Origin of the sequence: uncultured Tateyamaria sp. (genome assembly GCF_947488715.1) — a bacterium.
GTDB lineage: Bacteria > Pseudomonadota > Alphaproteobacteria > Rhodobacterales > Rhodobacteraceae > Tateyamaria.
Genome location: NZ_CANLAG010000004.1, coordinates 141,876 through 155,148 on the forward strand (window position 1 = coordinate 141,876; position 13,273 = coordinate 155,148).

The 13,273-nt window shown below is 61.9% G+C and carries 12 protein-coding genes; all 12 read right to left on the bottom strand.

Features of this window, described 5'->3' with window-relative positions; translation table 11 throughout:
* Window positions 1-60 precede the first annotated feature (60 nt).
* A complete protein-coding gene (locus Q0936_RS11155) occupies window positions 61-1,116 on the bottom strand; it encodes a sugar phosphate isomerase/epimerase family protein (RefSeq protein WP_299298427.1) in 1,056 nt (351 codons plus the stop codon).
* A 28-nt stretch (window positions 1,117-1,144) separates the two neighbouring features.
* On the bottom strand, window positions 1,145-2,197 hold the full coding sequence (locus tag Q0936_RS11160) for a LacI family DNA-binding transcriptional regulator (RefSeq protein WP_299144263.1): 1,053 nt from the start codon (window positions 2,195-2,197) through the stop codon (window positions 1,145-1,147).
* Window positions 2,198-2,214: 17 nt separating this feature from the next.
* Window positions 2,215-3,840 carry a dihydroxyacetone kinase subunit DhaK gene (locus Q0936_RS11165; protein WP_299298430.1) on the bottom strand — a complete coding sequence of 542 codons (1,626 nt, stop codon included), beginning with the start codon at window positions 3,838-3,840 and terminating at the stop codon, window positions 2,215-2,217.
* Between the two features lie 12 nt (window positions 3,841-3,852).
* Complete coding sequence (locus tag Q0936_RS11170) at window positions 3,853-4,848, bottom strand: ABC transporter ATP-binding protein (protein WP_299298433.1); 996 nt, start codon at window positions 4,846-4,848, stop codon at window positions 3,853-3,855.
* The gene (locus Q0936_RS11175; RefSeq protein ID WP_299144274.1) at window positions 4,841-5,938 is read right to left on the bottom strand and encodes an ABC transporter ATP-binding protein; all 1,098 of its coding nucleotides are present in this window, start codon (window positions 5,936-5,938) and stop codon (window positions 4,841-4,843) included. Before Q0936_RS11175 ends, Q0936_RS11170 begins: the two co-directional genes overlap by 8 nt.
* A gap of 4 nt (window positions 5,939-5,942) precedes the next feature.
* Window positions 5,943-6,131 carry a hypothetical protein gene (locus tag Q0936_RS11180; protein ID WP_299144277.1) on the bottom strand — a complete coding sequence of 63 codons (189 nt, stop codon included), beginning with the start codon at window positions 6,129-6,131 and terminating at the stop codon, window positions 5,943-5,945.
* 52 nt (window positions 6,132-6,183) lie between these two features.
* Window positions 6,184-7,122, bottom strand: coding sequence for a carbohydrate ABC transporter permease (locus Q0936_RS11185; RefSeq protein ID WP_299378119.1), 939 nt, complete (start codon window positions 7,120-7,122; stop codon window positions 6,184-6,186).
* Between the two features lie 106 nt (window positions 7,123-7,228).
* Complete coding sequence (locus Q0936_RS11190) at window positions 7,229-8,173, bottom strand: sugar ABC transporter permease (RefSeq protein WP_299144283.1); 945 nt, start codon at window positions 8,171-8,173, stop codon at window positions 7,229-7,231.
* Between the two features lie 109 nt (window positions 8,174-8,282).
* On the bottom strand, window positions 8,283-9,602 hold the full coding sequence (locus Q0936_RS11195) for an extracellular solute-binding protein (protein ID WP_299144286.1): 1,320 nt from the start codon (window positions 9,600-9,602) through the stop codon (window positions 8,283-8,285).
* A gap of 186 nt (window positions 9,603-9,788) precedes the next feature.
* Window positions 9,789-11,372 carry a glycoside hydrolase family 43 protein gene (locus Q0936_RS11200; protein ID WP_299296466.1) on the bottom strand — a complete coding sequence of 528 codons (1,584 nt, stop codon included), beginning with the start codon at window positions 11,370-11,372 and terminating at the stop codon, window positions 9,789-9,791.
* 6 nt (window positions 11,373-11,378) lie between these two features.
* The gene (locus Q0936_RS11205) at window positions 11,379-12,503 is read right to left on the bottom strand and encodes a Gfo/Idh/MocA family oxidoreductase (RefSeq protein WP_299296468.1); all 1,125 of its coding nucleotides are present in this window, start codon (window positions 12,501-12,503) and stop codon (window positions 11,379-11,381) included.
* An 11-nt stretch (window positions 12,504-12,514) separates the two neighbouring features.
* Window positions 12,515-13,270: a sugar phosphate isomerase/epimerase gene (locus tag Q0936_RS11210; RefSeq protein ID WP_299296471.1), complete on the bottom strand. Its 756-nt coding sequence runs from the start codon at window positions 13,268-13,270 to the stop codon at window positions 12,515-12,517.
* Window positions 13,271-13,273 lie beyond the last annotated feature (3 nt).

The following is a 13,273-nucleotide window of genomic DNA, read 5'->3' on the forward strand; positions in this document are numbered from 1 at the left end:
TCCGGGGATGCCCCCGCCCTTCATTGTTCCAAAAATATGCCCGCCGGAGGCGGTCCCGGCCTAGTCGATCCCCAGCATCTTCCGGTTGGCCGCCTCATCGGTGCCACCATCGGCAAAATCGTCAAAGGCGCGTTCGGTCACGCGGATGATGTGATCGGACACAAACTGCGCCCCTTCGCGCGCGCCGTCCTCGGGATGCTTGAGGCAGCATTCCCACTCCACAACCGCCCAGCCGTCAAAATCAATCGCCGCCATTTTCGAGAACACCGCCCCGAAATCGACCTGCCCGTCGCCAAGGCTGCGGAACCGGCCCGCGCGGTCAACCCAGGACTGATAGCCCGAATAGACACCCTGCCGCCCCGTCGGATTGAATTCCGCATCCTTGACGTGGAACATTCTGATCCGATCTTTGTAGATGTCGATATTGTCAAGGTAATCAAGGCATTGCAGCACATAGTGGCTGGGATCATACAGCATGTTGCAGCGCGCGTGGTTGTCCACCCGCTCCAGGAACATCTCGAATGTCACGCCGTCATGCAGATCCTCACCGGGGTGGATTTCGTAGCAGATGTCCACGCCATTGTCCTCGGCGTGATCCAGGATGGGCCGCCAGCGTGCCGCCAATTCGTCAAACGCCGTCTCGACCAGACCCGCAGGGCGCTGCGGCCAGGGATAGATATAGGGCCAGGCCAGCGCGCCCGAAAACGTCGCGTGCGCGCCGATGCCCATATGGGCCGACGCGCTGATTGCCTTTTTCACCTGTTCCACGGCCCAGGCCTGCCGCGCTTTGGGATTGCCGCGCACCTCGGGGGCCGCAAACCCGTCAAAGGCGTCGTCATAGGCCGGATGCACCGCCACCAACTGGCCCTGCAAATGGGTCGACAGCTCGGTCACCTCGACCCCGTTCTCGGCCGCCTGGCCCTTGAACGTGTCGCAGTAATCCTTGCTGCTGGCCGCGGCGTCCAGATCGATCAGACGCCCGTCCCAGCTTGGCACCTGCACACCTTTGTAACCGCAATCGGCGGCCCATTTGGTGATGCTGTCCCAGCTATTGAACGGCGCGTCGTCGCCTGCAAATTGCGCCAGAAACAGCGCCGGTCCCTTGATGGTTTTCATGAGTGATCCTCCCTGATTGGTGGTGCCGCTAGGGCGGCATGTTTTCCTTGAGATAGACGTCGATGCGAATGCGTTCCTGGGCGGCCTGTATCGGCAAACGATCCCGCTCGGCGCGCATGATGCGCACGGCACTGCGCACCAGATGGCCGGTATCCTGGCTGATGACCGCATCGAAAATGCCATTGGACAGGGCCTGCCGCGACAGTTGCGTCAACTCGTGCGCGACGACCACAGGGCGGCTGCCCACAGGTTGTGTTTCAAAGAAACGCAACAGTCCTTCGTTACCAGCCGCAGAGGAATAGATTCCGATCACGCCCGTGTTGGACGCCAGCGCATCGGGCAGCAGCCGCGCGATCAAGTCCGGGTCGTCGCGCCCCTCAAGCGAGGCCAGCACATCCAAATGCCCGAAATCCCGCGCCATCACCGCGTCAAACCCCAATCGCCGTTCCAGGTGATCACGGGCCAGCATCGACCCGGTCAGAACCAGGATCTTGCCAGGCCGGGGGCCGATGAATTTGCCCAACAACTGCGCGGCGGTGCGCCCTGCTGCGATGTTGTCCACGCCCACATAGTGGTCGCGCTCTGATGACGGGATGTCGGCGACCAATGACACAACCGTCACGCCGTTGTCCTTGAGGTGCGCAATGCTGTCGCGGACGGATGGGGTCTCTGGACCAAAGATGGCAACGCCATCGACGGATTTGGTGTCGATGGCGTCAATCGCCTCGGCCAGCGCCACAGGGTCAAACGCCGCCACCCGCACAAAGCTGAGCCGCGTGCGTTCGTGCCGGATGTCGCGCCCCAGCTGCGCGATCTCCGCTTCGAGCGCTGTCAGGAACTCGTTGCTGTTGGCAGGCAGGATAAAGACAAAGTTGTAGGTCCGCCCCCGTGCCAGGTTCGCCGCCGCCGCATCACGCACGTAACCCAGTTCCGCAATGGCGCGGTTCACCTTTTTGACCGTTGTTTCACGGACACCGGGACGTGCGTTCAGAACCCTGTCAACCGTCGCAAGGCTGACTTTGGCGACACGGGCAATGTCGTTGATCGTCGGGTTTGAAAGGGGGGGCTGTCCGTGCTTCATCGGTGTCTTATGCGCTGTCACATGGCCTTGGCCAAGCCCTCGAACAGGCGCGCAACCGCTTCTGCGCCGGGATCATTATGTCCAATCAGATTTTCTGACGGCACATATGATGCGCGCCCGGCTTTGGCCCGTCCTATGGTTGCTGTTGCGTCTGCCCCGGCCCGTGCCGCAGCCGCCGCAGCCGCGACCCCGTTGGGCAGGGCGGCCAGCGCTGGTTCCAGCGCGTCGATCATGGTCCGGTCACCCTTGGCCGCACCGCCGACCTGACGGATACGGTCCAGCCCGGCCATCAACGCCATGGTCGTAGGCTTGCCATTCGCGCAGGCATCCCCCGTCGCACCAAAGAAGATGGCGAGGATCACGCCCGAAGACCCGCCCATGGTCTGGCTCAGCTCGTTGCCAATCGCACGGAACAATTGCGTTGGATCGGCCAGCGGCAAGGTGTCCAGCGTCCCCTTGAGCGCGTGTGACGCGGTGGCCAGCGTGCTGCCTGTATCGCCGTCGCCGGATTTGGCATCCAGCGTGTTCAGGTCCGGTTCTGCCGCGATCAGCAGATCACAGCACTGCTCGAGCAACGCGCGGGTCGCGGGTTTGGCCGAAGGCACAGGGCGGATCGGGCTCAGCCCATCGGGCAGGGGGCGCGTCTTGACCGGCGCGATGCTGTGCATACCGGGCCATGCAGGCAGATCGACGGCATAGTCCAACTGTGCGCGGTTGGTGTCATCGACCGGCAGGACAGAGACCGAGAACCCGTGCATATCGAGGGATGTCATCATCGGTGCCGGGCCGATCACATGTTTGATCCGGGACGCTTTGTCCGATGCGGCAAGCGCTTGGGCCAACACACTCATTTCGAGCGGCGTGGTCGCGCCGAGGTTGTTCAGGATTGCAACGTATTCACCATCCCCCATATGCGGCGTGAGCTTGTCCAGCACCTGATCCATCGCGGTTGTCGCGTCCTGAAACGGCACCTGCTGCACGCCTGCTTCGCCGTGGATACCGAGGCCCAGCTCGGCCATGCCGGGGGCAATGCGCGCTTCTTTGGCCGACCCTGGCACTGTGCAAGTGTCCAGCGACGTCCCGATAGAGGCCATTTGCTCGATTGTGCGTTTCGCCGCTGCGGTGACGGTTTCCAGATCAGCGCCGTCCTCGGCCAGCGCGCCCGAGATCTTGTGCACGAACAAGGTTCCGGCCACGCCGCGCGCCTGTGGCAGATCGGGCAGTGCGATGTCATCATCGACCACCACCATCGCCACATCTAGCCCAAAGGCCCGCGCCCGTTCGGCAGCGAGGCCAAAATTCAGACGGTCACCGGTGTAGTTTTTGACGATCAGCAAACAGCCTGCGGTGCCTGTCACGGCTAGGATCGCGGCCAGCACGGCATCCACAGAAGGCGAGGCGAACACTTCACCGCAGACCGCAGCGGTCAGCATGCCGCGCCCGACAAAACCGGCGTGCGCAGGTTCGTGACCCGATCCGCCGCCCGAAATCAGGGCCACCTTGGATTTATCCAGATCGGTGCGGCACACCACCTTGATATGCGGATACCCATCCAGCCGCGTCAGCGTGCCACCGGTGGTTTGCAACAACCCGTCGATGGCGTCGGTCACCAGGGTGTCTTTGGCGTTGATAAACTGGGGCATGCGTCACCTCCTTTAGCGAATGCGGTTGCCGTCGGCGTCAAAACACAAGGGATTGCGGGGCGAAACCTTGAGCGTTGTGCCAGCGGCGTAGTCAGTTGCGGGGTCTGCGATGGTAATGAGCGGATGCCCACGCAGGGTCAGGTGCAGGCGGTTCTGGTCGCCCAGATGTTCAACCCTTTGCACCTGTGCCTCCTGTCCTTCGCCCTGCTGGATGTGTTCGGGGCGCAGACCGATCTGGGTTGTCCCCGCGGGGACACCGCCAAACACATCCGCAGGCAACACGTTGATGCGCGGCAGCCCGAGGCGCGAGGCGACGTAAAGCGAGTTGGGGTTTTCGTAGATTTCGCGGGGGGTGCCGAACTGTACGAGGTGCCCGTCGTTCAGAACGCCCACGTGGGTCGCCATGGTCATCGCCTCGATCTGGTCGTGCGTCACATAGAGCAATGTTGCGCCAAGGCTGGCTTGAATGCGTTTCAGCTCCACCCGCAGATCGGTGCGCAGTTTTGCATCCAGAGAGCTGAGCGGTTCATCCATCAGGTAGATCGACGGCTCGCGCACCAGTGCGCGGCCGATGGACACGCGCTGCATCTCGCCGCCCGACAGGGCTGTGGCCTTGTTGTCGAGTTTGTGGCTGATCTGGAGCACGCGGGCGACCTCGTCGACCTTGGCCGTGATCTCGTCCGCGGGCGTGTTGAGGATCGGGGATTTTAGCGGAAAGGCGAGGTTTTCGCGCACCGTCAGGTGGGGGTAGAGCGAATATTGCTGGAACACCATCGCCACGTCGCGCTGGGCCGGCGTTTCGTTGGCCACGTTGCGACCCCCGATCCAGACCTCGCCCCGATCGGCCTTTTCCAGCCCTGAGATCAGGCGCAGTGTCGTGGTTTTGCCCGCACCAGTTGGTCCAAGCAGCACGACAAACGCGCCATCCGGGATGGTCATCGAGATGTCTTCGACACCGATCTGGTCGCCAAAGGATTTGCTCAGGTTTTTGAGTATGACTTCAGCCATTGGACAACACCCCGTCGTTCAGTTCTGATCGCAAGGCCTGTCCACCCGCGCGGTCAAACAGCGTGACCTTGGGCGCTTCAAAGCTGAGCCCGACCTTTTCGCCCACCTTGGCCACCTGAGCGCTGTCGATACGGGCCTTGGCCTCGCCGTTGGGGGTGGCAAGGGTGATGATCTGTGTCGTGCCAAGGTATTCCGTGGCGAGGATCTCGCCCCGGTACGCCCCGTCATCGGACAGTTTGATATGTTCGGGCCGCACACCAAAGACCAGATCGCCGGACGCGCCTTGCATCTGGCGCGGGATACCGTGGGCCTGACCGCCAAGGTCGACCGAGGTCGCCCCATCCGCGACCTTGCCGCTGAAATCGAGAAAGTTCATGGACGGCGATCCGATAAAGTCGGCCACGAACATCGTGGCAGGTTTGTCATAGATTTCCTGCGGCGTGCCGAACTGTTCGACGACGGCGTTGTTCATCACCACGATCTTGTCGCCCATCTGCATCGCCTCGAGCTGATCATGGGTCACGTAGACGGTGGTGGCCCCCATGCGGTCGTGCAGGGCGCGCAGCTCTTCGGACATGTGCTCGCGGAACTCGGCATCGAGCGCGCCCAGCGGTTCGTCCATCATGAACGCCTTGGGGTCCCGCACGATGGCGCGGCCCAGGGCCACACGCTGGCGGTCGCCGCCCGAAAGGCCGCCCACGGGTTTGTTCAGGATGTCGGTGATGCCCAGGATGCCCGCGACCTCCTCGACCTTGGCCTTGACGTCGCGCCGGGCCATGCCTTGGCTGACCAGCGGATAGCTGAGGTTCTTGCGCACGTTCATATGCGGGTAGAGGGCGAACATCTGGAAGACAAAGGCGATGTCGCGCTGGCTGGGTGGTTTCTGGCTGATCTCTTCGCCGTCGAGATAGATCTCGCCGGAGGTGGGCAGTTCGAGGCCTGCAATCATGCGCAGGGTCGTGGTCTTGCCGCAGCCCGAGGGGCCCAGCAGCATGAAGAACTCGCCGTCTTCGATGGTAAAGCTCGATTCCTTCACGGCGGTGAAGTCTCCGAATTCCTTGCGGACATTCTTGATGATGATTTGCGCCACTGGGTCAGTCCTTGAAATGAGAGACGATGATGAACATGACCGTGCCCACCAGCGTGGTGACGAACGAATAGGTGAAGGCCCAGAGCACGAAGGGTTGCATCAGCATGAAGACGCCAAGGCCGATCAGGATGGTGGCCAGCATCTCCCATGGGCCGCGCTTGAGGCGCAGGAGACCGGTGAAGAAATTGCTCATGTCAGCGCCTCCGACAGGGTGGGATGTGCATATTTTTGGAACAATGAAGGGATCATTTGCGCACTGCTCCGAAGGTGATGCCCCGCAGCAGGTGTTTGCGCAGCAGGATGGTGAAGATCATGACCGGCAGCAGGAAGATCGTCGCGCCAGCGGCGACCGCGGGCCAGTCGAGGCCACCCACGCCGATGATGGTCGGGATGAAGGGCGGTGCGGTCTGGGCCGTGCCGGAGGTCAACAGGACGGCGAAGGCGTATTCGTTCCAGGCAAAGATCAGGCAGAAGATCGCGGTGGAGGCGATGCCGGTGGCGGCCTGGGGCAGCACGACCTTGTAGAAGGCCTGGAACCGTGTGTAGCCGTCGATCAGGGCCGCTTCTTCGTATTCGCGGGGGATTTCGTCGATGAACCCTTTGAGTAGCCAGACCGCGAGGGAGATATTGACGGCCGTGTAGAGCAGGATCATGCCCAGATGCGTGTCGGAGAGGCCCAGTTGCCGGTACATCAGGAAGATGGGGATGGCCACGGCGATGGGCGGCATCATCCGCGTGCTGAGGATGAAGAACAGCAGGTCATCTGCCAGCGGGATTTTGAACCGTGAAAAGGCGTAGGCCGCAAGGGTGCCGAGCACAATGCTGAGGAAGGTCGAACCGAAGCCGATGATCACCGAGTTGAGGAAGCGTTCGCCAAATTTCGAGGGGCCTGCGATGACCATGTCGTATTCGCGCACGATCTCTTCGTACCAGGTTTCGGGCGGGTTGGCGGCGAGGAATTCGTCGGTTTGCCGAGTGCGTGTGGTGAAGAGGTTCACGTAGCCTTCGAGCGTGGGTTCGAACACCACTTTGGGCGGGTAGCTGATGGCGTCGGCGGGGGATTTGAACCCGGTCATCATGATCCAGGCCAGCGGCAGCATGGTGATCAGCGCATAGACGATGACCATTGTGCCGGCGAACCACTTGGTGCGTTTGGTCGGTTCGGTGACGGAAAAGCTGCTCATTGTGGGCGTCTTTCTGCTGGGCGGGCCTTGGGGTGGGGGCTGTCTGCCCCCCGCGCTGGCGCGCGTCCCCCGAAGGTATTTTGGGCGAAAGGAAGGGTGGGGTTGGTCATCGTTCTTTGACCTTGTTCAGGGCCTTGACGTAGATGCTGGCCAGGCCAAAAACGGTGACAAAGAGGATGATCGCGTAGGCGCTGGCGTAGCCGGTGCGCCATTTCTCGAACGCCTCGCGTTTGAGGTTGATCGAGGTGAGTTCAGTGGTGGAGCCGGGGCCGCCGCCGGTGAGTTGCACGACGAGGTCAAACATCTTGAAGTTCTCGATACCGCGAAAGAGGACGGCGAGCATCAGGAAGGGCAGCACCATTGGGATGGTGATCGTGAAGAACTGGCGCAGCTTGGAGGCCCGGTCGACCTCGGCGGCCTCATAGATGTAGTCGGGGATCGACCTCAGCCCGGCGAGACAGATGAGCATCACGAAGGGCGTCCACATCCACGTGTCGACGATGACGATGGACCAGGGCGCAAGCTGGACCGAGCCGAGCATTTCGAAGCTGGAGGGATCCTTGCCGGTGAAGAAGGCGACGATGTAGTTGAAGAGGCCGATTTGCGGCTGGTAGAGGAATTTCCAGAAGTTGCCGACCACCGCCGGAGACAGCATCATGGGCAGCACGATGATCGTGGTCCACAGGTCGTTGCCCTTGAACTTCTTGTTGATCAGGTAGGCGAGGGTAAAGCCGATCAGGACCTGAAAGAAGATCGTCCAGAACAGGAAATGCGCCGTGGCCTGCATGTTCAGCCAGATGTCGCTGTCGGTCAGGATGCGCTCGTAATTGCGGGTGCCGATCCACTCGACCTCGCGGTTGCGGTTCGCCTTGAAGTTCGTAAACGACAGGCGGATCGTCCAGATCAGCGGGAAGATGTTGATCGCCAGCAACAGGAAGATGGTGGGGCCGACAAAGATCCACGCGATGGCGCGGTCGCTCAGACCTTTGATCTTGCGGGCGACACGCGGTGGTGTGGCGGTTGCGGCATATGTAGCAGGATCTTGGGGCATGGGCACCATCGGGCAAAGAGGGGGTGTGGTGCGCCGGGACGGCGCACCCTACGGGATTGATTGTCGAGAGGGGTAGGGTGCGCCGTCTCGGCGCACCTCAGGTTGCTGACTAGAGCTTGCCTTCGTCTTCGAAGACTTCGGTCCAGTCCTCGACCAGCTTGTCGAGTGCTTCTTGTGCCGTGCCCTGATCGGCCACGATGTAGTCGTGCAGGCGTTTCTGCATCGCCAGCAGCAGTTCGGCATAAGCCGGTTCCTGCCAGAAGTCCTGCACGCCGCCCATCGCCTCGAGGAAGTCACCGGCGAACGGTGCGCTGTCCTTGAAACCGGGGTCGTTCAGCACCGAGTTGTGCGCTGAATAGCCGCCCAGCGACCACCACTTGGCCTGAACATCGGGGTTGGCGAACCACTTGATGTACTCAAGGGCCGCGTCCTGCTTGTCCGAATAGGCCACAACCGAGATACCCTGACCGCCCAGTGTGGAGCCGGCCTGGTTCTGTGGGGGGTTCACGAAGAAGTCGATCTTGTCGCCACCGGTGTTCGGATCGGCATAAAGGCCGGGGAAGAACGCGAACCAGTTCATCGCCATGGCGACCTGACCCGATTTGAAGGCGTCGAGGCTCTCACCCATGTAGGAGTTGGTGTAGCCAGGTGGTGTCGCTGTCTCGTAGAACTCTTTATAGAATTCCAGCGCTTCGACCGCTTCGGCAGAGTTCACAGCGCCGTCCATGTCGTAGGAGCCGGGCGTGTTCTCGTATTTGAAACCCCACGGATACAGCGCGGACGTCACACCCATCGTGATGCCTTCGGACCCGCGCTCGGTAAAGATCGAGGCGCCATAGACGGTCTGGCCGTCAATCTCGCGGCCCTGGAAGAATTGCGCGATCTGCAGCATTTCTTTCTGGCTTTGCGGCTCGCGCAGGTCCTGGCCTGTGGCTTCTTTGTAGGCGGCCTGGATGTCTTCGCGGCCAAACCAGTCCTTGCGATAGAACCAGCCGTTTGCGTCGCCCATCGCGGGCAGGGCGTAGTAGTTTGGCGTGCCTTTGGGCCATGTCGAATAGGCATAGACCGTCGCATCCGCGAAATCGGACATCGAGATGCCTTCGGCGTCAAAGAAGTCGTTCAGTTTCACGTAGTGGCCGTTTTCCGCGCCGCCGCCAATCCACTGGCTGTCGCCGATCAGCAGGTCGCAGAGCTTGCCGCCCGAGTTCAGCTCGTTCAGCATCCGGTCGGCGAAGTTGGGCCACGGGATGAACTCAAAGCTCATGTTGTGGCCGGACTGTGCCTCAAATTCCTTGGACAGTTCCACCAGCGCGTTTGCGGGGTCCCAGGCGGCCCAGCACAGGGTCAGGTCATCGGCCTGTGCGGTGCTGGCCATGGACGCAGCCACAAGGCTGAGCGCACTGACGGATGCCAGTTTAAAGGTCTTCATGGATATTCCTCCCAGTTTGAGAACGGCTGTTTTATGTCTTTTTGCCGAATCGTCGTTGTGACTTCTAAACGCTATTTGAGGTACGCACCTCAAGTCTACCTTCTTTTTGAGGTGCGTACCTCAAAACCGCTGAATTTCAATTTAACGTATTGCGATGGATGGATATTTTTTTGCGGGTTTCTGGCACTATACGTCATGTCCTACGTAGGTGAACTGTGTAAACGTGGCCTGCCGCGCACCACCGGATGTGTCAAAAGCGGCCATGCCGACGAATGCTCCGGTAAAGCTGGCGTGCTCGCCGCGCCCGCCCTCGTCCGAGATGGCGGATGCGTCCAGAGTGGGGCCAATCGGGGTCCACGCGCCTGTCTGTCGCCAGTAGAACTTTTGGGTTTCGTGATCGACATCCACGCGCAGTGCGACGGGGCCGTCGTTCAGCGGAACAGGTGCGATGGGGTGGGTCAGTGCGCCTTCGGGCCAGTCCCCCGGACAGGACAGGATGGTCAGAACGCGGCCAAGTGTGGGGTCATGGCTGACCATCAGGGCGTGAAATTTGGATCGGTTGTAGTAGGTCGTGAGGCCCGCGGCCTGTTGATAGTTAACGGGGTCAAAGGACATCACGGTGCTGGCGGAATAGGCTGCATGTTCTTGCCTGCGTGCAACCAACGCCTGTTCAAACCAACTGCCGATGCTTTCGCGACCAATCAGGGTCAGGCCAAGGGGTGTCGCGGCAAAGATCCGGTCACTGTCGGGCGTGCGCAACCATTGAAAGTCGGGGTGCAGCGTCGGCGCGTTGAGGTCGTAGGTGATGGGCTCCGACGCTTGCGTGCTGCTGTGATGTGGCACGGCGCTGCGTGGCAGGGTGCCACCCGCCTCCAGCACAGGCCAACCGTCTTGCCAGACCACGCGTTCGATCCCCGTTTCGCGTCCCATGGGGCAGAACCGACCGGGCAGGGGCCGCCCCATCAGGAACGTGTGATAGCCGGTGCCGTCTGGTGCCTCGACATATTGGCCGTGGCCGCTGCGCTGTACTGGATGATCCGGGGCGTCCCGACAGGTCATCAGGTGATCGCCGGGCTGTACCTCGTATGGCCCCCAGATGTCGCGCGCGCGGGCGGTGGTGACGGCGTGGTCATAGCCGGTGCCGCCCTCGGCGGTGGTCAGGTAGTACCAGCCGTCGCGTTTGAAGATATGCGGGGCCTCGGTCAGCCCGCGCGCCGTGCCGTCAAAGATGTTGCGCACCGGGCCGGTCAGCCCGTCCTCAGGCGACCATTCCTGCAACAGGATCCCGTCAAAGGACGCATGCGCCGGGTTGCCGCCCGTACCTTTGCCGCGGTGGTTCCAGCGGACGTTCATAAAGTACTTGCGCCCATCCGCGTCGTGAAACAGCGACGGGTCAAAGCCGGAGGAATTGACATAGATCGGGTCCGACCAAGGGCCGTCGATCGCGGGCGCGGTCACGACATAGTTGTGCGCATCCTTGAATGCCCCGTCCAGCCGCTTCACATCCGTATAGACCAGCCAGAAGAGCCCATCGGCATGACTGAGGCAGGGAGCCCATATGCCGCAACTGTCTGGATTGCCTCGCATATCCAACTGCGCGGCACGGGTCAACGGCCGCGTCGCCAGCGTCCAGTTGGCAAGGTCGCGTGAGTGGTGGATCTGGACGCCGGGGTACCATTCAAAGGTGGATGTCGCGATATAGTAATCTTCCCCGACCCGGCAGATTGACGGGTCGGGGTTGAAGCCGGGCAGGATCGGATTGCGGATCATTGCGGCTTAGACCAGCAACGCCTGCGCGGCATCAGCGGGCAAGGGGGTGGGGCGGTCGCATGTGGTGGTCAACGTTACAACCTCGCCCCTTTCCCCGGCAGTCAGGATTGAGGTCATGACGTCTACGGCGTGAATGGCCAGTTCCAGCGCGCAGCGGTGCGGGCGGCCCTCGTTCATCGCTACGGCCATCTCGGCCAGCCCAGCGGTGCGGTAGTTCGCCATCGGCGTGCCGCCGTGATCCTGATTGGGCACACCCAGCGGGTGCGACGCGGTATCCAGCGCTGTGGTTGTCCCATCCGCCCCCGTCACCTCAACCGTGCCGGAGAACCAGTTTGGGTCGGGCATGAACATGGTACCGTCTGTGCCATAAAGCTCCATATGCCCGTGCCGGTGTGCCCAGACATCCCAGGACGTCGACAGGGTGATCGTGGCACCGGATGTAAAATCCAGCAGCGCGTGGATGTTGGTTGGTGTCTTGACCGGGATCACCTCGCCCTTGCGCGGCTCGGACAGGATGGTGCGCGTGTCCGACGCCATCGAGGTCAGCGCGCTGACCCGTTTGACCGGCCCCAGAAGCTGGATCAGGTTCGTGATGTAGTACGGCCCAATGTCCAGCATCGGCCCCGCGCCGGGCAAAAAGAAGAAGTCGGGGTTGGGGTGCCAGTGTTCCATCCCATGCGACATGACATGGGCGGTGCCGGCAATGACCTTGCCGATCTGGCCCGCGTCAATCGCCGTGCGGGCCGCCTGATGCGCGCCGCCCAGAAACGTGTCGGGGGCCGACCCGATGCGCAGCCCCTTTGCGTCCGCCAGCGCGCGCAATTCCTCACCCTCGGCCAGTGTCAGCACGATGGGCTTTTCGGTATAGGCATGCTTGCCCGCCTCCAGGATGCTCTTGGTCACAGCGAAATGCGCATCCGGAATGGTCAGGTTCACGATGATGTCGATGTCATCCGCGCCCAGCAGTCCATCGACCGTCTCGGCACGCACGTTGAACTCATCCGCCCGCGCCTTGGCCGCGTCGAGGTTCATATCTGCGACGGCACGGACCTCCAGCCCTTTGAACAGTGGTGCAAGCCGCAGGTAGGCTGCGGAAATGTTGCCGCAGCCGATGATGCCGATACCTTGCATGTGTCTCTCCTTCAGAATGACTGTGCCGACGCAAGCGCGCGTCTGGCAAACCGTTGGTGATCGCTGGGATTGTCGTGTTCGGCCACGAAATACTGGGTGCCTGCCGCCTTGAACGCCGCAAACAGTGCGGCCCAATCCATCGTGCCGTGGCCCACATCGGCCCACCCGTCCTCATCTTCGTTCTCGCCCGGTGCGGCGATATCCTTGAGGTGCACCGACAGGATGCGCGACCCGTGCTGCGCAACCGTGTCCATCGGGTCGGCACCGGCACGCACGGCCCAGGCAACGTCGAACTCGTACACAACCGATGGCGCATTGCGCAGCAGATGGTCGATGGGCAACGAGCCGTCGGCCAAGGTCGCGTATTCAAAGTCGTGGTTGTGATATCCCAGACCCACGCCATGTCCCGCCAGCGCCTTTGCCGCACTCTCCAGCCCCGCGCCATAGGCCGACCAGCCCGCCGCATCCGTGGGCCGCACGTCCGGCATGATGTAAGGCACAATGGCGGTACGCATCCCCAGCCGTTTGGCTATCTGTGCCACGCCTGCCGGGTCGCTCTGGATCATGTCGAGGCCCACATGGCTGGTGGGCATCTCGAGGCCCGCGTCCTTGAGCGCTACCTCCAACGCAGTGACGGCATCGGGGTCGGCCACCAGCGCGCCGTATCCCTCAACCTGCGCGTAACCAAGGCCCGCCAGCATGGTCAGGGTGTCGCCCAAGGGGGGGAAATTGCGCGAGCTGTAGAGCTGATAAGAGAAGGCAGTCATGGG

Coding starts and splice junctions, on each gene's coding strand:
- Q0936_RS11205 (WP_299296468.1), bottom strand. CDS start 12,503: ATGCAAGGTATCGGCATCATCGGCTGCGGCAACATTTCCGCAGCCTAC.
- Q0936_RS11210 (WP_299296471.1), bottom strand. CDS start 13,270: ATGACTGCCTTCTCTTATCAGCTCTACAGCTCGCGCAATTTCCCCCCC.
- Q0936_RS11195 (WP_299144286.1), bottom strand. CDS start 9,602: ATGAAGACCTTTAAACTGGCATCCGTCAGTGCGCTCAGCCTTGTGGCT.
- Q0936_RS11180 (WP_299144277.1), bottom strand. CDS start 6,131: ATGAGCAATTTCTTCACCGGTCTCCTGCGCCTCAAGCGCGGCCCATGG.
- Q0936_RS11190 (WP_299144283.1), bottom strand. CDS start 8,173: ATGCCCCAAGATCCTGCTACATATGCCGCAACCGCCACACCACCGCGT.
- Q0936_RS11200 (WP_299296466.1), bottom strand. CDS start 11,372: ATGATCCGCAATCCGATCCTGCCCGGCTTCAACCCCGACCCGTCAATC.
- Q0936_RS11160 (WP_299144263.1), bottom strand. CDS start 2,197: ATGAAGCACGGACAGCCCCCCCTTTCAAACCCGACGATCAACGACATT.
- Q0936_RS11170 (WP_299298433.1), bottom strand. CDS start 4,848: ATGGCTGAAGTCATACTCAAAAACCTGAGCAAATCCTTTGGCGACCAG.
- Q0936_RS11165 (WP_299298430.1), bottom strand. CDS start 3,840: ATGCCCCAGTTTATCAACGCCAAAGACACCCTGGTGACCGACGCCATC.
- Q0936_RS11155 (WP_299298427.1), bottom strand. CDS start 1,116: ATGAAAACCATCAAGGGACCGGCGCTGTTTCTGGCGCAATTTGCAGGC.
- Q0936_RS11185 (WP_299378119.1), bottom strand. CDS start 7,122: ATGAGCAGCTTTTCCGTCACCGAACCGACCAAACGCACCAAGTGGTTC.